The 23,212-nt window shown below is 65.9% G+C and carries 22 protein-coding genes; 15 read left to right on the forward strand and 7 right to left on the reverse strand.

What is annotated here, in order from left to right; translation table 11 throughout:
- Positions 1–28 precede the first annotated feature (28 nt).
- On the forward strand, positions 29–1,024 hold the full coding sequence (locus N4T19_RS07460; protein ID WP_260719780.1) for a Bug family tripartite tricarboxylate transporter substrate binding protein: 996 nt from the start codon (positions 29–31) through the stop codon (positions 1,022–1,024).
- Positions 1,025–1,225: 201 nt separating this feature from the next.
- Positions 1,226–2,578 carry a glucarate dehydratase gene (gene gudD / locus N4T19_RS07465; RefSeq protein ID WP_182342342.1) on the forward strand — a complete coding sequence of 451 codons (1,353 nt, stop codon included), beginning with the start codon at positions 1,226–1,228 and terminating at the stop codon, positions 2,576–2,578.
- 66 nt (positions 2,579–2,644) lie between these two features.
- On the opposite strand, the gene N4T19_RS07470 is transcribed toward gudD, so the two are convergent.
- The gene (locus N4T19_RS07470; RefSeq protein WP_260719781.1) at positions 2,645–3,505 is read right to left on the reverse strand and encodes an IclR family transcriptional regulator; all 861 of its coding nucleotides are present in this window, start codon (positions 3,503–3,505) and stop codon (positions 2,645–2,647) included.
- A 120-nt stretch (positions 3,506–3,625) separates the two neighbouring features.
- Between N4T19_RS07470 and N4T19_RS07475 the strand changes: the two genes are divergently transcribed.
- From N4T19_RS07475 to N4T19_RS07520, 10 genes are all read left to right on the forward strand, one after another.
- Positions 3,626–4,630 (forward strand): tripartite tricarboxylate transporter substrate binding protein, encoded by a 1,005-nt coding sequence (locus tag N4T19_RS07475; RefSeq protein ID WP_260719782.1) that lies wholly within the window; start codon positions 3,626–3,628, stop codon positions 4,628–4,630.
- A 71-nt stretch (positions 4,631–4,701) separates the two neighbouring features.
- Positions 4,702–5,604 carry an amidohydrolase family protein gene (locus tag N4T19_RS07480; protein ID WP_260719783.1) on the forward strand — a complete coding sequence of 301 codons (903 nt, stop codon included), beginning with the start codon at positions 4,702–4,704 and terminating at the stop codon, positions 5,602–5,604.
- Positions 5,605–5,622: 18 nt separating this feature from the next.
- Positions 5,623–6,642 carry a Bug family tripartite tricarboxylate transporter substrate binding protein gene (locus tag N4T19_RS07485; RefSeq protein ID WP_182342351.1) on the forward strand — a complete coding sequence of 340 codons (1,020 nt, stop codon included), beginning with the start codon at positions 5,623–5,625 and terminating at the stop codon, positions 6,640–6,642.
- Positions 6,643–6,711: 69 nt separating this feature from the next.
- Positions 6,712–7,398: an RraA family protein gene (locus N4T19_RS07490; RefSeq protein ID WP_260719784.1), complete on the forward strand. Its 687-nt coding sequence runs from the start codon at positions 6,712–6,714 to the stop codon at positions 7,396–7,398.
- Positions 7,395–8,324: an NAD(P)-dependent oxidoreductase gene (locus N4T19_RS07495; protein ID WP_116924290.1), complete on the forward strand. Its 930-nt coding sequence runs from the start codon at positions 7,395–7,397 to the stop codon at positions 8,322–8,324. The genes N4T19_RS07490 and N4T19_RS07495 overlap by 4 nt, the downstream gene beginning before the upstream one ends.
- Before the next feature lie 170 nt (positions 8,325–8,494).
- Positions 8,495–9,472: a tripartite tricarboxylate transporter substrate binding protein gene (locus N4T19_RS07500; protein WP_207788040.1), complete on the forward strand. Its 978-nt coding sequence runs from the start codon at positions 8,495–8,497 to the stop codon at positions 9,470–9,472.
- A gap of 15 nt (positions 9,473–9,487) precedes the next feature.
- Positions 9,488–10,480, forward strand: a complete 993-nt coding sequence (locus tag N4T19_RS07505) for a tripartite tricarboxylate transporter substrate binding protein (protein ID WP_116924292.1) — start codon at positions 9,488–9,490, stop codon at positions 10,478–10,480.
- Between the two features lie 50 nt (positions 10,481–10,530).
- Positions 10,531–11,487 (forward strand): tripartite tricarboxylate transporter substrate binding protein, encoded by a 957-nt coding sequence (locus N4T19_RS07510; RefSeq protein ID WP_260719785.1) that lies wholly within the window; start codon positions 10,531–10,533, stop codon positions 11,485–11,487.
- 64 nt (positions 11,488–11,551) lie between these two features.
- Entirely contained in the window at positions 11,552–12,451 is a 900-nt protein-coding gene (locus tag N4T19_RS07515; RefSeq protein WP_182342366.1) for an amidohydrolase family protein, read from the forward strand.
- A 55-nt stretch (positions 12,452–12,506) separates the two neighbouring features.
- Positions 12,507–13,424, forward strand: a complete 918-nt coding sequence (locus N4T19_RS07520) for an SMP-30/gluconolactonase/LRE family protein (RefSeq protein WP_116924295.1) — start codon at positions 12,507–12,509, stop codon at positions 13,422–13,424.
- A gap of 126 nt (positions 13,425–13,550) precedes the next feature.
- Here N4T19_RS07520 and N4T19_RS07525 read toward each other — a convergent pair whose 3' ends face one another.
- Together N4T19_RS07525 and N4T19_RS07530 are read right to left on the reverse strand one after the other, a co-directional pair.
- Entirely contained in the window at positions 13,551–14,492 is a 942-nt protein-coding gene (locus tag N4T19_RS07525) for an alpha/beta hydrolase (RefSeq protein ID WP_165841099.1), read from the reverse strand.
- A 7-nt stretch (positions 14,493–14,499) separates the two neighbouring features.
- Complete coding sequence (locus tag N4T19_RS07530) at positions 14,500–16,995, reverse strand: TonB-dependent siderophore receptor (RefSeq protein WP_260719786.1); 2,496 nt, start codon at positions 16,993–16,995, stop codon at positions 14,500–14,502.
- 417 nt (positions 16,996–17,412) lie between these two features.
- On the opposite strand from N4T19_RS07530, the gene N4T19_RS07535 reads away from it, so the two are divergent.
- Together N4T19_RS07535 and N4T19_RS07540 are read left to right on the forward strand one after the other, a co-directional pair.
- Positions 17,413–18,339 carry a restriction endonuclease gene (locus N4T19_RS07535; protein WP_260719787.1) on the forward strand — a complete coding sequence of 309 codons (927 nt, stop codon included), beginning with the start codon at positions 17,413–17,415 and terminating at the stop codon, positions 18,337–18,339.
- A gap of 21 nt (positions 18,340–18,360) precedes the next feature.
- Positions 18,361–18,849 carry a DUF4124 domain-containing protein gene (locus N4T19_RS07540; protein ID WP_182342377.1) on the forward strand — a complete coding sequence of 163 codons (489 nt, stop codon included), beginning with the start codon at positions 18,361–18,363 and terminating at the stop codon, positions 18,847–18,849.
- Between the two features lie 49 nt (positions 18,850–18,898).
- Here the strand turns inward: N4T19_RS07540 and N4T19_RS07545 are convergent, their stop codons facing one another.
- The 3 genes from N4T19_RS07545 to N4T19_RS07555 are packed head-to-tail and all read right to left on the reverse strand — an operon-like array spanning position 18,899 to position 21,193.
- Positions 18,899–19,819 (reverse strand): PDR/VanB family oxidoreductase, encoded by a 921-nt coding sequence (locus N4T19_RS07545; RefSeq protein WP_182342380.1) that lies wholly within the window; start codon positions 19,817–19,819, stop codon positions 18,899–18,901.
- Between the two features lie 8 nt (positions 19,820–19,827).
- Positions 19,828–20,772: a pyridoxamine 5'-phosphate oxidase family protein gene (locus N4T19_RS07550; protein ID WP_260719788.1), complete on the reverse strand. Its 945-nt coding sequence runs from the start codon at positions 20,770–20,772 to the stop codon at positions 19,828–19,830.
- 49 nt (positions 20,773–20,821) lie between these two features.
- On the reverse strand, positions 20,822–21,193 hold the full coding sequence (locus tag N4T19_RS07555; RefSeq protein ID WP_021026377.1) for a DsrE family protein: 372 nt from the start codon (positions 21,191–21,193) through the stop codon (positions 20,822–20,824).
- A 137-nt stretch (positions 21,194–21,330) separates the two neighbouring features.
- On the opposite strand from N4T19_RS07555, the gene N4T19_RS07560 reads away from it, so the two are divergent.
- Positions 21,331–22,251 (forward strand): LysR family transcriptional regulator, encoded by a 921-nt coding sequence (locus N4T19_RS07560; RefSeq protein ID WP_182342386.1) that lies wholly within the window; start codon positions 21,331–21,333, stop codon positions 22,249–22,251.
- 23 nt (positions 22,252–22,274) lie between these two features.
- On the opposite strand, the gene N4T19_RS07565 is transcribed toward N4T19_RS07560, so the two are convergent.
- Positions 22,275–23,189 carry a LysR family transcriptional regulator gene (locus N4T19_RS07565; RefSeq protein WP_260719789.1) on the reverse strand — a complete coding sequence of 305 codons (915 nt, stop codon included), beginning with the start codon at positions 23,187–23,189 and terminating at the stop codon, positions 22,275–22,277.
- Positions 23,190–23,212 lie beyond the last annotated feature (23 nt).

Raw genomic sequence — 23,212 nt, forward strand, 5'->3', positions numbered from 1 at the left:
AGCAACGTCTTAAATGCAGGAGACAAGCATGACCACCACCCCAAAACCAGGATGGAAAAAGATAGCGGCCCTCGTCTGCGCCAGCGCTGCGGCCTTGGCCGCCAGCCCCAGTGCCTGGGCTTGGCCGGACAAGCCAGTCACGATCATCGTGCCCTTCCCTGCGGGCGGCGCGACCGACACGGTGGCGCGCGCAATTGGCAACAACCTGGGCCAGCAGTGGGGCCAGTCGGTGGTGGTGGAAAACAAGGCCGGCGCCACCGGCAGCATTGGCGCCGCCCAGGTGGCGCGCGCCCCGGCCGATGGCTATACCTTGCTGGTCTCGTCGCTGGCACCGCTCGTGGTGGCGCCCCATCTGATCAAGGGCCTGCCCTATGACCCGACGCGGGACTTCAGCTACATCACGGTGGCGGTACAAACAGCCAATGTGCTGGTGGTCAATCCCCAGCTCGCCCCCAAGGTCAACAACGTGCAGGATGTCATCGCGATGCTCAAGGCCAAGCCCGACACGGTCAGCTTTGCGACCTCGGGCGCGGGATCGTCGGACCACCTGACTGCCGAGCTGTTCTGGCAGAAGACGGGCACCAAGGGCCTGCACGTGCCCTACAAGGGCGGCGCGCCGGCCACCGCTGATTTGCTGGGCAGCCAGGTGGACATGTCCTTCCAGAACGTCAACAGCGTCTTCCCCCATATCAAGTCGGGCAAGCTCAAGGCCATTGCGGTCACGGGCAACAAGCGCTCTGCCGTGCTGCCCGATGTGCCGACGATGGCAGAAGCCGGCATCGATGGCATGGACGTCTATGCCTGGCAAGCCTTTGCCGCACCGAAGAACCTGCCCGCCGATGTTCGAACCAAGCTGCACGACGGCATTGTCAAAGCGCTGCATGACCCAGCTGTGAGCAAGCAGTTCACCGACATGGGGCTGGAGATTGTCGGCAACAGCCCCGAGGCCTTTACCGAGTTCCAGCGCAAGGAGTTTGCGCGTTGGAAGCAGGTCATCACCACCGGCAACATCACCGCACAATAAGAGCCACTAACACAACCCTTGATACGTCGTTGCCTGGCCGGCCGCGCCAAGCCTTGCCGTACTACCGTACTGTCTGCGACTTGGCGCCTCGTCTCAACCGCAAACCTGCGGTTTGCTGGGCCGTGTTAGCGGCTCAAAGCAACAGCCCCCCGAGCCCAACACGCCCGCTGCACAACCTCCAACATTGACCCTTAGCCCACCATGCAAGCCACCACATCCGCGTCGCCCTCTTCCACCCCCCGCATCACCGGCTACCGCGTGGTGCCCGTGGCCGGGCATGACAGCATGCTGCTCAACCTGAGCGGCGCCCATGCGCCGTTCTTCACCCGCAACCTGCTGATCCTGACCGACAGCGCAGGCCGCACAGGGGTGGGCGAGGTGCCGGGTGGCGAGAGCATTCGCAATACCCTGGAAGACGCGCGCGAGCTGATCCTCGGCCAGCCGGTGGGCAACTACAACGCCATGCTCAACGCGATGCGCAGCAACTTTGCGGGCCGCGACAGCGCAGGCCGTGGGCTGCAGACCTTTGACCTGCGCACCACCATCCATGCGGTGACGGCAGCAGAATCGGCACTGCTCGATCTGCTGGGCCAGCACCTGGGCGTGCCAGTCGCTGCGCTGCTGGGCGAAGGCGTGCAGCGCACCTCGGTGCAGATGCTGGGCTATCTCTTCTATGTGGGCGACCGCGAACTGACCGACCTGCCCTACCAAAGCTTTCCCGACGAGGCCGATGACTGGAAGCGCCTGCGCCATGAAAAAGCCATGGACCCGCAGGCCATCGTGCGCCTGGCCGAGGCCGCCCATGCGCGCTATGGCTTTGAGGATTTCAAGCTCAAGGGTGGCGTGCTGCGCGGTGAGGACGAGGTCGAAGCCATCCGCGCATTGCATGAGCGCTTTCCGAAGGCCCGCATCACCCTGGACCCCAATGGCGGCTGGTTGCTCAAGGATGCGGTGCGCATCACCCGCGATCTGCACGGCATCCTTGCCTATGCCGAAGACCCTTGCGGCGCAGAAGAGGGCTTCTCCGGCCGTGAAGTGATGGCCGAGTTCCGCCGCGCGACCGGACTGCCCACGGCCACCAATATGGTCGCCACCGACTGGCGCCAGATGGCCCATTCGCTGTCGCTGCAATCGGTCGATATTCCGCTGGCCGATCCGCACTTCTGGACGCTGTCAGGCTCGGTGCGCGTGGCCCAGCTCTGCCAGGCCTTTGGCCTGACCTGGGGCTCGCACTCGAACAACCATTTCGATGTGTCGCTGGCCATGTTCACCCATGTGGGCGCTGCCGCGCCCGGCAAGGTCACCGCCATCGACACGCACTGGATCTGGCAAGACGGCCAGGGCCTCACGAAGCAGCCGCTGCAGATCAAGGGCGGCTATATCGAGCTGCCGCAACAAGGCGGCCTGGGCATCGAGCTGGACATGGACGCCGTCGAGCGCGCGCACCAGCTCTACCTGCAGCACGGCCTGGGCGCCCGCGATGATGCGATTGCCATGCAGTACCTGGTTCCGGGCTGGCGCTTTGACAACAAGCGCCCTTGCATGGTGCGCTAAGCCGCTGCAGCAGTCCCCCGTTCGACGTGCCGCGCGAGGGACGCCGCAGCCACATCCGCGCAGGACTCAGGGGTGCCAGTGGCTGGCCCGCACCAGGGTCGCAGACGGCCCCGTATTGCCCGCCAACGCATAGGACAGCTGGTTGGCAGCTGCGATGACCGTCGTGGACATCTCTTCGAGCTTTTGCTGCGGCAGGCGCGAGGCGGGGCCGGAGACGCAGACGGAGCCCAGCAGCCGCCAGTGCTTGCCAAACACCGGCGCGGAGATGGTGGCCACGCCCTGCTCGCGCTCGCCAATAGACCAGTGAAAACCGCGCTGGCGGATGGCTTCGTACAAGTCGCCCGGCTCGCCCGAAAACGCCAGAATCACCCGCCCTGGCGAGCCCTTGTCCAGCGGCAGCCCCTCGCCCATGCGCGCATGGTGGCGCAAGGCCTGCGGGCCTTCCACCCGCACCAGGCAGGTGCGCACATGGCCTTCGCGCACATAAAAGGCGGCGCTCTCGCCGCTGGCCACCGTCAGCGCGCGCAGCGCCGGCTCCAGCACGTTTTGCACATCAAAACCGGCTTGGTAACGCGCGCCCAGCCAGCCCGCTGCCGGGCCCAGGCGCCAATCGCCATCTTCCCGCTGCACCAGGTAGCCCGACTGCGCCAGGGTGCGCGCAATGCGCAGCGCCGTGGTCTTGTGCAGGCCGCAGCGCCGGCTCAGCTCGGCCAGCGGCAGATGCGATTCGCCCAACGCAAAGGCATCGATCAATTGCATCGCCCGCAACACCGCAGTGACGGTGCTGGTCGACGATGCGCCCTCCTCTTGCCCCGCATTTGCAACGGCCTCGGCACCGACTAGGTCGTCCTCCACCAGCTGCGTGACAACGGGGCCGGGTTTCGCCTTGGATCGGGCTGCGGGTTTGCGCTGATACGGGTTGCCCATGGTGCAATGTGTTTCATTGGTTGAAACGGCATTGTACCCCTTGAAACTTTTTTTTAAAGTAGCGCACCGATTGGCACCAGACCAAAAGGCCACACCAACACAACGATACGGAGACAACGTATGACGATCACGACACGAGCGATTTCGATCTCGGCGCGCCTGTGCCGCCTGGCGCTGGGCACGGCGGTACTGGCGGCAGCAGCCACCGGTGCCTACGCCCAAAGCAACTACCCGGCCAAGCCCATTCGCCTGTTTGTGCCCTTTCCGCCCGGCGGCGGCACCGACATGATTGCCCGCGCCGTGGCGCAAAAGGTTACCGAGAAGAATGGCTGGAACATCGTCGTGGACAACCGCCCCGGCGCCGGTGGCAACCTGGGGGTGGACGCCGCCGCCAAGGCCGCGCCCGATGGCTACACCCTGGTGATGGGCCAGACCAGCAACCTGGCCATCAACCCGGCGCTGTACAAAAAGCTGCCCTACGACCCGCTCAAGAACCTGACCCCGGTCGCGCTCGTCTCCTCGTCGCCAATCCTGATGGTGAGTGGCGCAGGCACCCCGCTGCATTCAATCGCCGAGGTGTTGAAGGCTGCAAAAGCCAAGCCCGATACCGTCACCGTGGGCTATGCCGGCAATGGCACCGTCGCCCACCTGGCCGTCACCCAGATCGAGCAAGCCACTGGCGTCAAGCTGCGCCATGTGCCCTACAAAGGCATTGCGCAAGCGATCACCGACCTGTCCGGCGGCCAGATCGACCTCTTTGTTGGATCGATCCCCTCCCTGATCGGCCAGGTGCGCAATGACAAGCTCCAGCCGCTGGTGGTGACCTCCAAGCAGCGCTCGGGCGAGTTGCCCTCCACGCCAACGATGGCCGAGTCCGGCAGCAAGGGCTTTGAAGCCATTACCTGGTTTGGCATCCTGGCCCCGGCCGGCACGCCAGATGCGATCGTGCAAAAGCTCAACAAAGCCATCAATGCCGCGCTGGCCGAGCCCGATGTGGTCGAGAAGCTTCGCTCCGAAGGCGGCGATATCCTGGGCGGCAGCGCGCAAGATTTTGGCAAGCTGATGCATGCCGAAGTGCCCCGCTGGGCCAAGATCGTCAAGGACTCAGGCGCCAGCCTGAACTAAGGCCGCAAGCACACCGGCCCGCGCCCAGCCCCCCTCCCCCAACACCACCCCGTTCACCCAGAGCCCGCGCCATGCACCGCGATAGCTTGGCTGTGCCCGTCCGTTTCTCGGCAGGTACCGCCGTACCCTCCACCCCGCTGCCCGACGGCGCCTGCGACTGCCATATCCATGTGTATGACAGCCGTTATCCCAGCGCAGCGGGCGCCAGGCTGCTGCCACCCGACGCCTCGGCGCAGGACTACCGCGCGCTGCAGCAGCGCATCGGCACCACGCGTGCCGTGCTGGTCACCCCCTCCACCTATGGCACGGACAACCGCTGCATGCTCGAAGGCCTGGCAGCGCTGGGCAGCCAGGCCCGGGGTGTGGCGGTGATCGACGGCACGGAGAGCGATGCCCAGCTGCAGCGCCTGCACCGCCTGGGCGTGCGCGGCGTGCGGCTCAACCTGTCGCTGGGCGTGGCGGGCACGGTGGCGGCGCTCAGGCCGCTGGCCCAGCGCATTGCTCCGCTGGGCTGGCACCTGCAGCTGTTGATGGCGCCCGATCTGCTGCTGGGCCAGGCGGCCGTGCTGCGCGAGCTGCCGGTGCCGTTAGTGTTTGACCACTTTGGCCGCATCGCGCCGGCCATGGCGGGCAGCGCTGCGCACGGTCTGCTGCTGGAGCTGCTGCAGCGCGGCCAGGCCTGGATCAAGCTGTCGGGCGGCTACATCGTCAGCGACCAGCACAGCGTGGAAGACCCGGCGCTGGATGCGCTGGCCGCCAGCTACCTGCGCGCAGCGCCCCAGCGTGTGCTATGGGGCAGTGACTGGCCCCATGCCACTGCCTCCGCCGGTGTGCAAGCCATGCCCGATGACGCGCGCCAGATCGACCGCCTGGCCGACTGGGCGCAGCACAGCGCAGGCAGCGGCACCCTGCAGCGCGTGCTGGTCGACAACCCGGCCGCGCTCTACGGCTTTGGCCCCTTGGCCGATTCATAAAACACTTCGGAGACTGACATGACCACATTCCTAGCAACTACCCCCTCCCTACAGCGCGCACGCCGCGGCCTGCTTGCCGCTGCAGGCGCAGCGCTGCTGGCCAGCCTGGGCGCCACGCCCGCGTTGGCCCAAGGCGACTGGCCTGCCGGCAAGGTCATCACCTGGGTCGTGCCCTACCCGCCCGGTGGCAGCACCGATGTGCTGGGCCGCAATGTGGCGCAGCGCATTGGCACGGCGCTGGGCACCAACGTGATTGTGGAAAACAAGGCGGGCGCCACCGGCACCATCGGTGCGGCCTGGGTCGCCAAGGCCGCGCCCGATGGCTACACCTTGCTGGGCACCTCGATCGGCCCGCAGGCGATTGCGCCGCACCTGATGGGCAAGCTACCCTATGACCACATTGCGGCCTTCGAGCCCGTGGCCATCCTCGGCACCATCCCGCACATGCTGGTCGTGGGCGCCAAGCAGCCCTTCAAAACGGTAGCCGATCTGGTCGCTGCCGGCAAGGCCCAGCCCGGCAAGCTGGCCTATGCCTCGGGCGGCAACGGCACCATCTTGCAGATGCAGGGCGAGCTGCTGCAGCAGCAGACCGGCGCCCGCTTTATCCACATCCCCTACAAGGGCGACACCCCGGCCTTGCAGGACACCCTGGGCGAGCAGGTGCAGTTCATGTTCGCGCCCGTAGCCGCTGCACTGCCCCATGTGCAGGCCGGCAAGCTGCGTGCGCTGGCCGTTACCTCTGCCAAGCGCCTGCCTGCGCTACCTGATGTGCCGACGATGGGCGAAGTGGGCATGAAGGACTTTGTCGTCGAGCAATGGCAGGCCGTGTTTGCGCCGGCCAAGACGCCCCAGGCCGTTGTGCAGCGCCTGAACCAGGACATCAACCAGGCATTGAAAGACCCCGCCGTCGTGGCACTGGCCGACAAGCTGGGCATCAGCCTGGTGGGTGGCACACCCCAGCAGCTGGGCGCGCTGCAAAAGGCCGATTCGGCCAAGTGGGCCCAGGTCATCAAAGACGGAAACATCAAGGCCGAGTAACCAAAGCCGATAAGGCGCCAGCCATTCCCGACACCCCATTTTTTTTATCCCTCCCAACGGACCAACACCATGAGCCAACTTCCCGACATCATCCGTGACATCGAGCGCGTCAGCGCCGACGTCGTTGCCAAGGCCAGCAGCTTCCAGGCCGCCATTCTGGCCGACGTGGCCGGCCGCCGCGGCACCATGCATGCACGGGTGGCACCCGTCCACCAAAACATGCAGGTCGCAGGCCCGGCCTTCACGGTCGAGGTGCGCCCCGGCGACAACCTGATGATCCATGCCGCCATCGCGCTGGCCGAGCCCGGCGATGTGCTGGTGATCGATGGCAAGGGCGACCAGACGGCCGCGCTGATGGGCACCTTGATGCTCAGCGCCTGCAAGAAGCGGGGCCTGGCAGGGGTGATCGTCGACGGCGCGATCCGCGACAAGCTCGAAATCCTGGAGCTGGACTTCCCCGTGTTCAGCGCCGGCTTCAACCCCGCTGGCCCCACCAAGTTTGTGCCCGGCCGCATCAACCACCCGATCTCGGCCGGTGGCACCACGGTCAACCCGGGTGACCTGGTCGTGGGCGACGCCGATGGCGTGGTCGTGATCGAGCGCGCCAAGGCGCCTGCGTTGATGGCCCTGGCCGACAAGAAGGTGGCCGATGAAGCCGCCCGTATCGACGCCATTGCCCGTGGCGACACGGCATCGAAATGGCTGCCTGCTGCACTGCGTGCGGCCGGCGTGCTCCAGGAAGGAGAATCGCTGTGAAACCCGCCATCATCGTCACCGGCGCCGATCTGGCGCAGCAAGCACTGAACCTGCTTGGCGGCTACGAAGTCATCTACGCCGGCAAGACACCGACCGAAGACGACCTGGTCGCGCTGGCGAGGCAATATGACCCGGTGGCCATCATCGTGCGCTACGGCAAGGTCGGCGCAACGGTCATGGATGCGGCCCCGTCGCTCAAGGTCATCTCCAAGCACGGCAGCGGTACCGACACCATCGACAAGGTGGCCGCCAAGGCACGTGGCATCGAGGTCGTGGCCGCCGTGGGCGCCAATGCTGCGGCCGTGGCCGAGCAGGCCTTGGCGCTGCTGCTGGCTTGCGCCAAGTCCGTCGTGGCGCTCGATGCACGCATGCATGCCGGCCACTGGGACAAGGCCACGCACAAGAGCCTGGAGCTGGGCGGCCGCACCATTGGCCTGGTAGGGCTGGGCGCCATCGGCCTGCGCTTTGCCAAGATGGCCGATGCGCTGGGCATGCGCGTGATCGGCTTTGACCCCTTTGCCAAGAACCTGCCAGCCTATGTGCAGAGCGTGGACCTGGACACCCTCTGGCGCGAGGCCGATGCGATCTCGCTGCACTGCCCGCTGACGGAAGAGAACCGGGGCATGCTCAATGCCAGCAGCCTGGCGCAGTGCAAGCGTGGCGTCATCGTTGTCAACACCGCGCGCGGCGGGTTGATCGACGAGGCTGCCTTGCTCGATGCCGTGCGCGCGCGCCAGGTGATGGCTGCGGGCCTGGACAGCTTTGCGGTGGAGCCGATGGCCGCCGGCCACCCCTTCCAGCGCGAGCCGCACTTTGTCCTCAGCCCCCACATCGGCGGCGTGACCAGCGATGCCTACGTGAACATGGGCGTGGGCGCAGCCCAGAACCTGCTGGCCGTGCTGGCCAAGGCGCCAGCCACGGCCTGAGGCACTGGCTGGATCACGGGCAAGCCAGCGTTGCTTGCCCTTGCCTAACAACGGGCCGGGCATGCACCCGGCCCCAGCAAACACTAAGAGGCTGCAAGCATGCGACCCGTTAAGGAACGCCTGAAAGACAGGAGACAAAGATGAAGCAGGTTTTTAACCGCCGCTGGCCGATGGCGCTTGCGGCCCAAGCGCTGGGCAGCATCGCCTTGGCAGCAGGCATGGCAGGCGCGCTGCCCGCCCAGGCGCAAAGCCCCTGGCCCGACAAGCCCATCAAGCTCGTCGTGCCCTACCCGCCCGGCGGCAATGCCGACAACACCGCGCGACTTTTGGCCACCCAGCTGGGCAGCCGGCTAGGCCAGCAAGTGATCGTAGACAACCGCCCCGGCGGCAGCGGCACGATTGGCGCGGCGGCGGTGGCCAAGGCTGCGCCCGACGGCTATACGCTGCTGCTCGATGCGACGGCCTTTACCGTCAACCCCAGCCTGTTTGCCAAACTGCCCTACCAGCCGGCCAAGGATTTCGCGCCGATCTCGCTGATCAACCAGGTGCCCTTGCTGCTGGTGGTGCCCGCCAGCTCGGCACTGCATACGGTGGCCGACCTGAGCCGTGCCGCGCAGGCCGCGCCGGGCAAGCTCAGCTATGCCTCGGCCGGCAACGGCGGCGCGCAGCATCTGGCGGCGGAGCTGTACAAGCAAGGCGCCAAGCTGGAGATGACGCATATCCCCTATCGCGGTGGCGCGCCGGCGCTGACCGATCTGATCGGCGGCCAGGTGGATGTGATGTTCAGCGCCACCACGGCCAGTGGCCCCTTTGTCAAAGGCGGCAAGCTGCGCGCGCTGGCGATCACCTCCGCCCAGCGCAGCGATGGCTGGGAGCAGCTGCCGACGATGGCCGAATCGGGCCTGGCCGGTTTTGAGGTGAACGAGTGGAATGGCCTCTTTGCCCCGGCGGGCACACCGCAGCCCGTGCTGCAGCGGCTGGAGGCCGAAACCCGCGCCATCGTGGCCAGCCCCGAGATGCAGAAACGCTTTGCCGAACTGGGTGTACAAGGCGTAGGCTCCAGCGCGCAGGCCTTCTCGAGCTTTGTGCAGGCCGAAACCGCCAAATGGGCCGGCGTGATCCGCGCCAGCGGCATTCGCATGGATTGAGAAAGAGACAAGCACATGTTCAAGAAGAAAAATCTGCCAGCACTGGCCGTGCAAACGCTGGTGGCAGCAGCAGCGCTGGCGGCCAGCGCCAGCTTTGCACAGGCTCCCGCCTACCCCGCCAAACCGGTGCGGTTGATTGTGGGCTTTGCCGCAGGCGGCCCCACCGATGTGGTGGCACGCGCCTTTGCCGACTACGCAGGCCGCACCCTGGGCCAGCCTTTTGTGGTCGACAACAAGCCCGGCGCCAACACCATCCTGGCTGCGCAAGCGGTGGCCAGTGCACCGGCCGATGGCTATACCTTGCTGTTTGCCGCCACCAACCACACGATGATTCCGGGCCTCTACAGCGGCCGGGTCAAGTTTGATGCGCTCAAGTCCTTCCAGCCGCTGTGCACGGTCGCGACCAGCCCCACGGTACTGGTGGTGCAGCCGGGCCTGCCGGTCAAGAGCCTGGCCGATTACATGGCGCGTGCCCGCAAGGAGCCCGGGCGCACAACGGCCGGCACCGCCGGCATGGGCAGCTCCGGCCACTTTGCGACCGAGATGTTTGCGCGCGCCAATGGCCTGCAGCTGAACCATGTGCCCTACAAAGGCGCGGCCCCGGTGGTCACTGATCTGATGGGCGGTCAGCTCGACAGCTCGTTCGCCACCTTGGGCTCGGTGCTGCCGCAGATCAAGAGCGGCAAGCTCACAGCCCTGGCTGTCGCCTCGCCCAAGCGCTCGTCGCTGCTGCCCGAGGTGCCCACCTTTGCCGAGGCTGGTGGCGGCAAGTACTCGGCCGATGCCTGGTATGGCGTGATGGCGCCCGCCGGCCTGCCCGCCGCAATTGCGCAGCAGCTGGAGAAAGCCGCCCGCGACTTTGCCGGCAACGCCGCTACCGTGGACAAGCTGCACAGCCTGGGGCTGGACGCCGACTCGACCTGCGGCCCGGCCTTTGGCAGCCAGGTGGCGCGCGAGGTGATGACCTATACCCAGATTGCGCGCGAGCTGGATCTCAAAGCCGATTGATCCGGCCACTGCATCCAACCCCATACCTATACCTATCTTCAGGAGACACCATGCCCCGCTTTATCCAACCCCTGATCGCCGCTTGCGCGCTGGCCGCCAGCATCGCGCATGCCGCCTTCCCCGAGCGCCCCATCACCATCGTCGTGCCCTACGCCCCGGGCGGCGCGGCCGATGCGGTGGCCCGTGTGCTGGCCACGCGCATGGGCGCCAAGCTGGGCACCAGCGTGATCGTGGAGAACAAGGCTGGCGCCAGCGGCACCATTGGCGCAAGCTTTGTGGCCAAGGCCAAGGCCGATGGCTACACCATGCTCTACGACGCGACACCCTACTCGATCAACCCGCATCTGTTTGCCAAGATGCCCTATGCAGCCAATGCGCTGCAACCGCTGTCGCTGGTGCTGCTGGCCCCCAATGCGCTGGTGGTCAAGGCAGAGTCGCCGCTGAAGAATGTGAACGACCTGATCGCCAAGGCCAAGGCCGAACCGGGCAAGATCAACTTTGCATCGGGCGGCAGCGGCACCGTGCAGCGCCTGGCGGCCGAGCTGTTCCGCCAGAAGCTGGGCCTGGACATGGTGCATGTGCCCTACAAGAGCGGTGGCCCGGCGATTGCCGATGTGATGGGCGGGCAGGTGGACTTCATGTTCGCCACCGTGGCTGCTTCCTACCCGCTGGTGAGCGGCGGCAAACTGCGTGCGCTGGCCGTGTCTTCGCCCCAGCGCTCGGCGCGCCTGCCGGAGGTGCCCACGGTGGCCGAGACCGTCATCCCCGGCTACGAAGCCTATGAATGGAATGGCGTGCTGTTGCCCGCGGGTACGCCAGATGCTATCTCCCAGCAACTGTACCAGGCGATTGCTGAGGTGCTCAAGGAGCCTGAAGTGCAGCAACGCCTGTCGGACCTGGGCGCGCAGGCCGTGGGCTCGACACCGGCAGAGTTCAGCGCCTTTCTGAAAAAGGAAGATGCCAAATGGGGCGAGGTGGTGAAAAAAGGCAATATCAAACTGGACTGATTCCTTCCCGCTGGCCGCCGCTGCTGCAGCGGCCAGCCCCGCACCATAAAACGCCCCCACCGAGATGACCTTGCCTGATCTCACGACCCCTGTCCCGCATTCGGTTGGCCTGGACCGACCCACGCGCACCTTGCCTGCGCTGGCCTGCGACAGCCATATGCATGTCTTCGACAAGCGCTTTGCGCCGTCGGCACACTGGCCGCGTACGCCACCCCATGCGCCGGTGGCGGCCTACCGGCAGCTGCAGCAGCGCCTGGGCACCTCACGCACGGTGGTGGTTACGCCATCGACCTATGGCACCGACAATGCCTGCACCCTGGATGCGCTTGACCAACTGGGCAACAGCGCACGCGGCGTGGCGGTGGTGGATGCGGCGGTGAGCGATGCCGAGCTGGCGCGCCTGGCGGCGCGGCGCGTGTGCGGGCTGCGGGTGAACTTTGTCTCGCCCCAGTCCTGGGGCACGACCACGCCCGAGATGCTGCAGACCCTGGCGCAGAAGCTGGCACGCCACCCGGACTGCGCTGGCTGGCATATCCAGGTGTTTGCCGAGCCCGCGCAGATCATCGCACTGCAGCCAGTGCTGCAGCAGTTGCCGGTGCCCTTGGTGATCGACCATCTGGGCCGCATGGACCCGGCCGAAGGCGCATCGGCCAAGGCCTATGGCGTGCTGCGCCGTCTGCTTGATGGCGGCCATTGCTGGGTCAAGCTCTCGGGCGCCTATATGCGCTCCCAGGTGCATGGCCCCAGCTATGCCGATACCGTGCCGCTGGGCCGCGCGCTTGTGCAGGCCGCGCCCGAGCGTCTGGTGTGGGGCTCTGACTGGCCGCACACCACCGAGCGGCCGGGCACCGTCAACGATACCGACCTGGTCCATCTGCTGCAGGCCTGGTCGGTGAGCGATGCGGTGATGGACCGCATTCTGGTGGACAACCCCGCCCAGCTTTATGGCTTTCGGTCTTGCTAAACCCTGGCAAGATCCTGCACACCCCTACCGTTTTTGATGCCAAAAAGGCCGCCCCATGTTTTTGCTGCAATCCCCTGAAGTCCGCACCCTGGACACCTTCAGCGCCATGCCCGAGTCCTTTCGCCGCCGTGAGCGCAGCGCCTGGGCTGATGCCAACCGGGGCGGCGCGATAACAGATTCGTTTTTGGAAGGCCCGGTGTTTGACGAGGCCGGTAACCTCTATGTCAGCGATATCCCCTGGGGCCGCATTTTCCGCATTGATGCGCAGGGCCAGTGGAGCCTGGTCGCAGAGTACGACGGCGAGCCCAATGGCCTGAAGTTTCTGGCCCCCGGCAAGCTCTTGGTCACCGACTACAAGAACGGCCTGATGCAGCTGGATACGGCCAGCGGCGCGGTAAGCCCTTACCTGGAGCGCCGCAACAGCGAGAGCTTCAAGGGCGTGAACGACCTGATTTTTGATGCGGAAGGCAACCTGTACTTTACCGACCAGGGCCAAAGCGGCCTGCATGACCCGAGCGGGCGCCTCTACCGCCTGCGGCCCCATGGCCAGCTTGATCTGCTGCTCAGCAATGTGCCCAGCCCCAATGGCGTGGCGCTGTCACCCGATGGCCGCGTGCTGTATTTGGCAGTGACGCGTGGCAACTGCGTCTGGCGCGTGCCCCTGCTGCCCGATGGCAGCGTCGCCAAGGTGAGCCAGTTCTTCACCTCGTACGGGCCCAGCGGCCCCGATGGCCTGGCTGTCGATGCCCAGGGCCATGTGCTGGTGGCCAACCCGGGCTTGGGCTATGTCTGGGTGCTGAACCACCTGGCCGAGCCGGTGCAGGTGCTGTGCGGCATCAAGGGCAGCTCCACCACCAACCTGGCCTTTGGGGGCGCAGAGCGAAAGCAGCTGTTTGTCACCGATTCGACCTATGGCCGCATTTTGACGACCAGCATGGCCACGCCAGGCATGCCAATTCACCAAGGGGTCTGAACGCGGTCTCGGGCGATCCGCTGTGTTGTCTTTCTTGTCCATAGCTTGCTATGGACTGCAAAAGACGCCTTGCGTCTCATCCCGATCCGCGCCCATCCCATTAGGCACAGCTTTGGCAGAGCGTACCTAGCGCAGCGTAAACGCAAAGCGCAGCGTGTCATTGGCCGCCTGCGCCGGCACGCTGGCATGCACCTCATTCGGGTAGCGCTGCAGCCGCACGCGCAGGCCCCAGCCGGAGAGCGCTTCCAGCCGCTCGGCCAGCATGCGGGCCGATTCCGGATCGCCATCGGCGTCGCGGTCGCCCACGACTACCATCAGGCGGCTGGTGGCGCCCACCTTGCCGGCCTGCACCTTGTCGCGGAACACGCGCTCCTCCTCCAGAATATGCTGGCCGTTCCACTCCATCGAGGGGCTGGCGGCCACAATCGCCTCAAAGGCCTGGGGGCGCTCGTACAGCGCGTAAAGCGCAAACAGCCCGCCAAAGGAATGGCCAAACAGCGACTGGCGCTCCAGGTTGACGGGGTAGCGCTGGGCGATCTCGCCGCGCAGCTTGCCGGTCAGAAAATCCAGAAACGGCGCGCGCGCACCGCTCTTGTACTTGGCAAAGGCCCGCACCTCGGGCGACTGCGGCTCGCGCAGCTGGGCCGTGTAGTCGGCCATGCGGCGCACATCCCAGGGCTTGTCACCCGGGTAGCCGACGCCCACAATGATCGCCTTGCCCACGGGCAGGTAGTCCTGCACCCAGCGCGCCTGCGCGAAGGAGCCAAAGTAGGCATTGCCATCGAGCACATAGAGCACCGGGTATCCGCCCTTGGGGGGCTCGCCCTTGTCGGGTGCGGAGACAAAGATGCGGTAGATCTCGCCACCGTCCGATGCCATGTCCCAGACCTGGGTGGCCGGCATCACATAGGGGCTGGCGGGGGTGGCTGCGGTGCTGGGCGTGGCCGTAGCAGGTGCATCGTCTGCAGCGCCCTGCGGGGCGGTTTGGGCCCCCGCCTGCGGTGCCGTGGCCAGCAAGCCGGCCAGCAGCGCCGCGCAGGCGCTTGGGTAGAGGGTGGACAAGCGCATGGGTGGCTTAGAAATCATGGCGCAGGTTAGCACTGAACTTGCGCGGCTCGCCAAACGGCGCGTACTCGCGGCCATACAGGTGGCGGTAGCTGCGGTCGGTCAGGTTGCTGACGACCATGTTCAGCTGGGTCTTGGGGGTAATACGGTATTTGGCGTTCAGGCCCACCAGCACCAGCGCGCCCTGCTCGATGGTCCAGGCATTGGCACCCGAGCCGCCGTTTTTATAGGCCTTGTTGGTGGCAGCCACATTGCCACCCAGCGACCACTGCGTGCCCGGCAGCTGGTAGTTGGCGGCCAGGCGCATGCTGTGGCGCGGCTGCTCGGTGCGGAAGCGCTGGTCCTTTTGCGGGCCGGCCACATACTCGGCACTGGTATAGGTGTAGCCCGCAGCCAGGTTCAGCTCGCGGCTCACCTGGCCGTTTACGCCCAGGTCAAAGCCCTGGCTGACGACCTTGCCCGCTGCCGTGTAGCAGGCGCCGCCGCAGACATTGCTGGGGTTGTTGGGCACGGAGGAATCGAGCACCGCCAGGTTGGACTGCGCCAGGCGGAACACGGCGGCCGAGACATTGAGGCGCTTGTTCAGCAGCTCGCCCTTGATACCCACTTCGTAGTTGGCGCCCACCACCGGGTCGAGCACATTGCCATCCTGGCTGCGGTTGGTCTGGGGGTTGAAGATGTCCGAGTAGCTGGCATAGGCCGAGTACTGGGCGTTGATGTCATACACCAGCCCCGCATAGGGCGTGACCACGCCCTTCTCCTTGGGCGCCACAACACCGGTCAAGCTGTTCTTGCGCTCGTAGTTGCTGATGCGGGTGCCGGTGATCAGCTTGAGCGCGTCGGTCAGGCTCCAGCGCGCGACGCCATAGACACCCATATTGCTGGTCTTGGTCTTGCTGGTCGATGCGCGCAGGCCATCGGGGATGGGGCCCAGGCCTTCGGGATCAAAGGTGTAGACATTGATTGGGGTGGTGGACGAGTAGCCGGTGCCGGCATTCTCATCACGGTAGCTGGTGCCGTTGACGCCCAAGGTCAGCTCATGGCGGCGGCCCAGAAAATCAAACGGCCCCGTCGCATAGACATCGACCACATTGGCGTGCATCACCGAGGTGTAGTTGCGCTGGCGGCTGCCGATGAAGAGGCCATCGCCGGTCACAGGGTTCAGGTTGCCCGAGAGACTGCTGAAGTTCTCGATATCGTTGTTGGTCTTTTGCCAGGCGTAGTTGGCCTTCAGGCTCCAGGCGCCGGCCAGCTGCTGGGCCAGGCCCACGGTGTAGATGTTGTAGTCGCGCACCGAGCGGTGGTCGGCATCGCCCCAGAAGGACGAGCGGGGCAGCCCGGCATCGCTGCCATCGGCCGCCAGCGGCACGCCAAAATGGCCCCGGCTCGTGTCCTTTTGCAGCTGCACGCTGGCGCTCAAGGTGGTCGTGGGGCCCAGGTCGGCCTCGACAATGCCGTAGCCCGCATAGCGGTCGCGGTAGACATAGTCGGTAAACGACTCGCTGTTATCGGCCACGGCCACCAGGCGGCCCCGGATCACGCCCGAGTCGATCAGCGGGCCCGACACATCGCCCACCAGGCGCCGCTCTTTCCAGGAGCCCAGCTGCACCTCGCCCTGGGCCTGGAAAGTGTCGGTCGGGCGCTTGAGCACCATGTTGACCGTGCCGCCCGGGCTGCCAGCACCGGCCATCAGGCCGGCCGCGCCTTGCAGCACCTCGACCCGGTCGACAAAGGCGCTGTCGAACTTGGGCGAGCGGTTGCCGCTGTCGATGCCCGAAGGCGTGGCCATGCCATCGACCTGGGCCTGCATGCTAAAGCCCCGGCTGTAGTAGTTGGCGCCAATGCTGCCGCCATCGACCGCAAACACGCCACTCACTGCGCGCAGCGCATCATCGACCGAGGTCATGCCGGCGTCGTCCATCTGCTGGCGGGTGATGACCGTCAAGGTCTGCGGTGTTTCGCGCTGGCTCAGGTTCAGCTTGGAGCTGGTGCTCGAATGCGCCGCCGCATAGCTGCCACTGCCCTCGGTGGTGCCACTGCGCTGGACCGCGGCCGTCACGGTGACCGTGTTCAAGGTCATGTCCGATGCCCCAGCCGCACTGCCCGCTGCCGCAGGGTTGGCCGCCGGCAGCTTGCGCAGCACATAGGTGGCGCCCCCTTGCTTGACCACCTCAAAGCCGCTGCCGCGCAGCAGCTGGGCAAAGCCCTCCGCCTCGCCATAGCTGCCTTGCAAGCCACCGCTGCGCAGCCCCGCCAAGGTGGACTGCTCAAACACCAGCTGCACTCCTGCCGTTGCCGCGTACTGCGCCAGCACATCCGACAGCGGGCCCGCTGCAATCGCATAGCTTTTGGCGCCGGCGGCCGGCTCTGCCGCCAGGGCCCAAGGTGCTGCCAGCGCCAGGCCTGCGGCACTGCCGCCAACCAAGGTGGCACGGATGGCGCCATGCAGCAAAGCCAGGGCAAAGCGCTCGCGGTGCCGGCTGCGGCGATGGGAAGAGAGAGTCATGGTTCGTCGTCCTGGTGATCTGGAAAGAAAAGAGCGGCACTGCATAGCGCCATTGCCCTGTACACCGAACGAGATCCAAAAAGTGATCACCTGAAGCGAAAAATAGTGGGGAAAATTTTCGCGGTGGCAAAATCCGGCTGCAGCGGGCTGCAAAACAAGCAGCGGTGGCCGCAAGACAAGCAGCGGTGGCTGCAGAACCTGCGGCTGTGGTGGCCAGCCATGCACACCCCAGCAACGCCCCTGTCGCTCTGGTGATGCCCCCAATACGCCCGTCAGCAAAGCGTAAGATCACGCAGATAGATTTTGTAATACAAAGCAGCAAACGGTCTGTGCGTGGCGCTTCCAGCAGCACTGCGCCGCCATCAGCCAGCCGCACAAAGACAGGCATCCATCAGCAAACCAGGACAGGGGGAGACCATGGCAAGACGCAAGAAAAGCAGTGGATTGGAAGACATGCTGGACCTCTTGGCGCTGCTCCCCTGGTGGATCTGTGTGGCACTGGCGGGAGCGAGCTATGTGTTCCTGCACCGGCTGGCGGTCGTGCCGCCAACGGCTGACCTGGCAGGCCGCCCCGCCGACATGATGGCAGCCGTGGTCCAGAAGGGGCTCATCTTTGGGCTGGCGTCCATCGGCCAATACCTGCTGCCCTTGATGTGCTTGGTGGCCGCTGCCATGTCGGCCTGGCGCCGAAAGCAGCGCCAGGCCCTCGTCAAAGGCGTGGTGCAGGCGCAGGATGTGGCTGTGCTGGGCGACATCAGCTGGCGCGAGTTTGAACTTCTGGTGGGCGAGGCCTACCGGCTGCAGGGCTTTCGCATCATCGAGCTGGGCGGCAACGGGCCCGATGGCGGCGTGGACCTGGTGCTGCTCAAGGGCGGCGAAAAATTCCTCGTGCAGTGCAAGCAGTGGAAGGCCCAGCGTGTGGGCGTTGCCACTGTGCGTGAACTCTATGGCGTGATGGCCGCCAGGGGCGCGACGGGCGGCTTTGTGGTCACCTCCGGCCGCTTCAGCAACGACGCCCAGGCCTTTGCACGGGGTCGCAATATCACCTTGGTCGATGGCCCCCAGCTGTTGGCGATGGTGCAGCGGGCGCGGCAATCGCTGGTGAATGGCCCCAAGGCTACGCAAGCCAGCGGCACCTCGGCTGCATCAACCGCGCGCACCAACGTTGCGACGGCCTCGGCTGCCGCCCCCGTTGCAGCCAGCCCTGCCCCTGCCCAACCCAGCTGCCCGCGCTGCAGCGCCGCGATGGAGCTGCGCACCGCACGCCAGGGCGCCCATGCCGGCAAGTCCTTCTGGGGCTGCTCGACCTTCCCGGGTTGCCGTGGCACGCTTGCGGCGGCGTAATGGCTGCATGAAGGTTTTTCCATGCGCTTGTTGTCCACCTCTCGCAATGCAGGCGGTCGCAACCTGCAGCGCTCGCTGATACTGCTGGCCCTGGTCTGCTGCGCCGCGCCTGCCTTTGCGCAAAAGTCCGTGTACCGCTGCGAAACGGCTGGGCGCGTGAGCTACTCGGATGCGCCTTGTGTGGGCGCTACGGAAATCGACACCACGCCTACCCAGGGCATGGACAAGATGACGGGCAAGAGCCGCAAAGGCAATGACGTGCAGCGTGCCGAACGCAACGCTGCCTTTGCAGAAGCCATCCAGCCCCTGTCAGGGATGAACGCCGATGAGTACCGGGTGTACCAGCACCGTTTCAAGCTCAGCCCCGCCGACAAGCTTGAATGCGCACGGCTGGACAACCGCCTGCCAGCGCTCAAGCAAGCGGTGCAAGCAGCAGCGGCGAGTGACCTGGCCCAGGCCGAGGTCGATCTGTACAAGGCGCGCAACCGCTTCAATGATCTGAACTGCTAAGCGCCCGCTGCGGCAGACACGGCCAACTGCTACTTTGCACGGCGGTCTCTCAAAGATTCAACGCCAACTCCGGCCCCTCTGCCCAGGAGACACAGGTACACATCGCATGGCCGCGCAAGGCAGGCGCAATGCTGTCGCGGTGGATGGGGGTGCCACTGACCACCTCGGTCAAACAAGCGCCGCAGACACCGCGCCGGCACTCATAGCCCGTCCAGGCACCTGAGGCCAGCAAGGCATCGAGCAGCGATTGGCCGGGCGCCACATCGATGCGCTGGCCCGACTGCACCAGCGTGACCCGCAATGGACCGTCGCTGGCATCGGCAGCCGCACCAAAGCTCTCGCTGTGGATGCGCTCGGGCGCCCAGCCCAGTTGCGCTGCAGCGGCGCGCACGGCGCCCACCAAACCGGCAGGACCGCAGACATAGACCTGGCTGCCGGGCACTTGCGCGGCCAGCAAGCCGGGCAGGTCCAGGCTGCTGCGGCCGATATGGGTCTGGCCAGGCAGGCCGGGTGCCAGCGGATACTGCCGGGTGGCGTCGTGCACGATCTGGTGCAAGGCAAAGCGCTGCCCTGCTTGCTGCAGATGCTCGGCCATGCTGAGCAACGGCGTGATGCCGATGCCGCCGCCGATCAAAAGCGTGTACGGTGCATCGGGCTGCAGCGCGAATTCATGGGCCAGCTCCAGCACACGCACCGGGTCCCCTACGGCCAGCTGGTCGTGGATGAACTGCGATCCGCCCTGGCTCTGCGCGGTGCGCAGCACGGCGATGCTGTAGTGGTCCAGTGCCGGGCCGGTGTGCAGCAAGGAGTAGCGCCGCACGCGGCCGTCCATATCCAGGGCGATATGCGCGCCGGGTTCTGCACCGGGCAGCATCTGGCCTGCGGCGTGGCGCAGCACCAGACGCACGATGTCGGTGGCGATGGCTTGCTTGTCAGCAACCACCAGGTCCAGGCTTGTCAGGGGTTCCATGGGCATTCTCAAGGGTTGTAGGGCGAGGCTTCCAGCAGGCGCCAGCGCTGGGGCAGGTTCAGCGGCGTGCTGCGCCAGCTGTCCACCTGGAACTCGATCCAGCGCCCGGTTCCTCCTGTCTGGTCGATGTCGGCATCGACCCCAAAATGGGCGCGCGCATGGCCGGTCAGCTGCAACTGGCGCGCGCCTTCAAAATCTGGAAAGACCAGGCCGCAGCGCGACTCCAGCTCCAGATTGCCCAAGGTGTTGAACATGCTGTTGCCGTTGAAATCGGGGATGCGCAGCACCCGGCCCTGTTGTTGCACAAAGCCGGGCCGGCCTCCCCGGTGCGATACATCGGCCTCGCCGCTGGGGCCCAGGCTGGCGATGAACAAGGTGTCGGCGCCCGCGATCCAGGCCGAGGTGGCCTCGTCCAGCAGCGTGCCCGAGGTGACAGCGGTACTGGTGCGGTGCTCGGCTGCCGCTTCTGCCTCCAGTGGCAGCAGCTCGCGCTTTTGGATATAGCGGGGGCAGACCGGAAAGGCCTGGCCCACCGCCACCGCCAGTGCCTGCGCCGATGCCTGCGCTGTTACCTGGCTGACATGGCCATTGATGCGCAGGCGCCTGCGGGTCTGCAGCTCGATCAGCAGCACGGCGATGGATTGCGCGGGCTGCAGATCGGCGATGGGGGCCATGCGGGCCAGCACGCTCTGCGGGTCGCTGCTGGCCACCTGCAGGCTGCGCAGGTCATCGCTGGCCTGCACAAAGCCGGGCTCGCCACTCAGCATGCAAGCCCACATGGCGCCTGCCGCATCGGCTGCGCCCAGCACGCACCAGCGCTGCTGGCCGACAAAGTTGCGCGCTGCCGCCGGAATGCCGGGGCTGATATTGCGGCTGTTGATGAGCGCAGTGCCGCGCTCGCCCGTGCGCTGCTGCACCAGGCGTTCGCCAGTGTGAAAGATGTGGTCATCCATAACGGCTCCTTGGTGGCGGCAGGGTCGCAAAAGCTGTCAGCCAGGCGGCTTAAAAGGTCACCAAGGTGTGGCCCGCGTCCAGGTGGCGCGACAGATCCAGCACGCCGGTGGTGCCAGGGATGGTCTTGTCGCGCACCAGCGCAATGCCGGTGGGTGCCAGGCCTGCGCCCGCACCAAACACGTCGGCGCAACCGCCGCAGGCAACGATGTGGTCCAGCACCGCTTCATACAGTGCATGGCCGGGGTGTTCTGGCTTGACCAGTTCGGCAGGCCAGCGCACGCCCGTGCCTTGGAACACCAGGTCAAAGTCCCGGTTCTTTTCCTTGAGCTCATAGGCCAGGAACAGCGCGTTCACGACACGGCCCAGCGCTTCTTGCGTGCCGGATTGGGGATCGGAAAAAACAACGATGACGGTTTTCATAAATAGTCCTTTCGAGGACGGCGTAGTGACAAAACTGGAGTTGCCGTCTCGGAAGCAAATTTATCTATTTACTCAAACTTGATAAATGCCAGAGAATTGATTTGATTCTTCCACTTTTTGCAGCAATTACCCCCACCATGGACCGCCTCCACGCCATTGATGTCTTTTTGGCAATTGCCGAGCAGGGCAGCCTGACCCGCGCTGCCGAGGCGCTGGAGCTGTCCCTGCCCAGCGTGGTGCGCACGCTGGCTGCGCTGGAGAAGCACCTGGGCGTGCGCCTGTTCAACCGCAACACGCGGCGCCTGGCCATCACCGACGAAGGCCGCGCCTACCGGGTGCATGCGCTGGCCATCCGCGCCGCAGTCGCCGAGTCGGAGCAGGCCATGAGCCGGGCGCAGGCCGAGCCCTCGGGCAGCATCAGCCTGACGGCCTCCGTCAAATTTGGCGAGCTGCATGTGGCCCCGCTGGTGGCCAGCTACCTGCAGCGCTACCCGCAGGTGGAGGTGCAGCTCTTGCTGCTCGACCGCGTGGTCAACCTGGTGGAAGAAGGTCTGGACCTGGCCGTGCGCATTGCGCCGCTGCCCGATTCCAGCCTGGTGGCGCGCCATGTTGTGGACATCCACCAGGTGATTGCCGCCAGCCCTGCGTTGGTTGCCGCCTGCGGCATGCCCCAGCAGCCGCAAGACCTGGCTGCGCTGCCCTGCATCGAGTTTGGCGGTGTGGGCGACGCCAACCTCTGGGAGTTTGTCAGCCAGGGCCGGCCCGAGCGCGTCAAGGTAAAGGGCCGCATGCGCTGCAATACCGTTGGCGGCAATATCGCCGGCTGCATTGCCGGCCAGGGCTTTGGCCGCTTTCTGCACTACCAGGTGATGGATGCGATTGCGCGCGGCGAGCTGGTCCGCATCTTGCCAGGCCACGCCCCCGCGCCTCGCCCGCTGTCCCTGGTCTACCCGAGCAAGCACCATGGCACGGTGCGGGTGTCGACCCTGGTTGAGCATTTGGCTGAGCAGCTGCGCGCGCGGCTGGGGGAGTTTGCGCCTTCTGCAGAAAAGCGCTGAAAGGCTGGGCTGCAGCAGCGCCGCTAGTTGGCCGTCGCGCTATCGGCCAGCTCGCCTTTGAAGCGCCCCGCCAGGTGCTCGATAAACGCCCGCACCACCGGTGGCAAGCCCCGCCTGGTGGTGAACACGATATGCACAATGCCTGTCTCCGTGCGCCATTGCGGAAACACATGGACGAGGCTGCCGCGCTCGAGCTCCTTGCTGCAAAAGTGCTCGGGCAACAGCGCAATGCCCAGGCCAGCCAAGGCCGCTGAGCGCAACGCGCCAAAATCGGCGCAGGTCATGCGGGGCGTGTGGCTGATGACGCTGGGCTGGCCATCGCCATCCCAGAACTCCCAGCTGATGGTGCCGGTCTGCTCGGTGCTGGCCAAGGTGGGTAGCTCGCCCAGCAGCTGCAGATCGCCTTTTTGGCACTGCTTGGCGAGGCTGGGCGCAGCCACCAGAATGCGGTTTGAATGGCCCAGCGTGCGCATCACCAGGGCGGCGTCGGTCGTCAAGCTGGTGCGCACGCGGATGGCCACATCGATGCGCTCGTCGATCAGGTTGACGGGCCGATCGGCGGCCACCATCTGCAGCTGTGCCTTGGGGTAGGTCTGCAAAAAATCGGTCAGGGTGGGCGAGAGGATTTCCATCAGCCCCAAGGGGCAGCTGCAGCGCACGACACCATGGGGTTCGCCCAGCGCATCGGACACGACGGCATCGGCCTGCTGCACATCGAGCACGATGGTGCGGCAGCGCTCGTAAAACGCCTGGCCCACCTCGGTCACCCGAAAGCGCCGGGTGGAGCGCTCGATCAGCCGCACACCCAAGCGCGACTCCAACGCCGCAATGCGCCGGCTCAAGGTGGACTTGGGCATGCCCAGCGCGCGGCCTGCTGCGGCAAAGCCGCTGTGCAGCACCACCTCGGCAAACAGCGCGTAGTCGTTGATATCTCGCATGGGCCTTATCCCCGCTTTGTCTC

The organism is Comamonas squillarum, assembly GCF_025309455.1.
GTDB classification, from domain to species: domain Bacteria; phylum Pseudomonadota; class Gammaproteobacteria; order Burkholderiales; family Burkholderiaceae_C; genus Comamonas; species Comamonas squillarum.

Bases quoted from the DNA above. Each gene is read 5' to 3' on its own strand.
- N4T19_RS07540 (WP_182342377.1), top strand. From the start codon at position 18,361: ATGCGCTTGTTGTCCACCTCTCGCAATGCAGGCGGTCGCAACCTGCAG.
- N4T19_RS07530 (WP_260719786.1), bottom strand. From the start codon at position 16,995: ATGACTCTCTCTTCCCATCGCCGCAGCCGGCACCGCGAGCGCTTTGCC.
- N4T19_RS07550 (WP_260719788.1), bottom strand. From the start codon at position 20,772: ATGGATGACCACATCTTTCACACTGGCGAACGCCTGGTGCAGCAGCGC.
- N4T19_RS07510 (WP_260719785.1), top strand. From the start codon at position 10,531: ATGCCCCGCTTTATCCAACCCCTGATCGCCGCTTGCGCGCTGGCCGCC.
- N4T19_RS07480 (WP_260719783.1), top strand. From the start codon at position 4,702: ATGCACCGCGATAGCTTGGCTGTGCCCGTCCGTTTCTCGGCAGGTACC.
- N4T19_RS07560 (WP_182342386.1), top strand. From the start codon at position 21,331: ATGGACCGCCTCCACGCCATTGATGTCTTTTTGGCAATTGCCGAGCAG.
- N4T19_RS07460 (WP_260719780.1), top strand. From the start codon at position 29: ATGACCACCACCCCAAAACCAGGATGGAAAAAGATAGCGGCCCTCGTC.
- gudD (WP_182342342.1), top strand. From the start codon at position 1,226: ATGCAAGCCACCACATCCGCGTCGCCCTCTTCCACCCCCCGCATCACC.
- N4T19_RS07535 (WP_260719787.1), top strand. From the start codon at position 17,413: ATGGCAAGACGCAAGAAAAGCAGTGGATTGGAAGACATGCTGGACCTC.
- N4T19_RS07565 (WP_260719789.1), bottom strand. From the start codon at position 23,189: ATGCGAGATATCAACGACTACGCGCTGTTTGCCGAGGTGGTGCTGCAC.
- N4T19_RS07475 (WP_260719782.1), top strand. From the start codon at position 3,626: ATGACGATCACGACACGAGCGATTTCGATCTCGGCGCGCCTGTGCCGC.
- N4T19_RS07505 (WP_116924292.1), top strand. From the start codon at position 9,488: ATGTTCAAGAAGAAAAATCTGCCAGCACTGGCCGTGCAAACGCTGGTG.
- N4T19_RS07485 (WP_182342351.1), top strand. From the start codon at position 5,623: ATGACCACATTCCTAGCAACTACCCCCTCCCTACAGCGCGCACGCCGC.
- N4T19_RS07545 (WP_182342380.1), bottom strand. From the start codon at position 19,819: ATGGAACCCCTGACAAGCCTGGACCTGGTGGTTGCTGACAAGCAAGCC.
- N4T19_RS07490 (WP_260719784.1), top strand. From the start codon at position 6,712: ATGAGCCAACTTCCCGACATCATCCGTGACATCGAGCGCGTCAGCGCC.
- N4T19_RS07515 (WP_182342366.1), top strand. From the start codon at position 11,552: ATGACCTTGCCTGATCTCACGACCCCTGTCCCGCATTCGGTTGGCCTG.
- N4T19_RS07555 (WP_021026377.1), bottom strand. From the start codon at position 21,193: ATGAAAACCGTCATCGTTGTTTTTTCCGATCCCCAATCCGGCACGCAA.
- N4T19_RS07470 (WP_260719781.1), bottom strand. From the start codon at position 3,505: ATGGGCAACCCGTATCAGCGCAAACCCGCAGCCCGATCCAAGGCGAAA.
- N4T19_RS07500 (WP_207788040.1), top strand. From the start codon at position 8,495: ATGGCGCTTGCGGCCCAAGCGCTGGGCAGCATCGCCTTGGCAGCAGGC.
- N4T19_RS07520 (WP_116924295.1), top strand. From the start codon at position 12,507: ATGTTTTTGCTGCAATCCCCTGAAGTCCGCACCCTGGACACCTTCAGC.
- N4T19_RS07525 (WP_165841099.1), bottom strand. From the start codon at position 14,492: ATGCGCTTGTCCACCCTCTACCCAAGCGCCTGCGCGGCGCTGCTGGCC.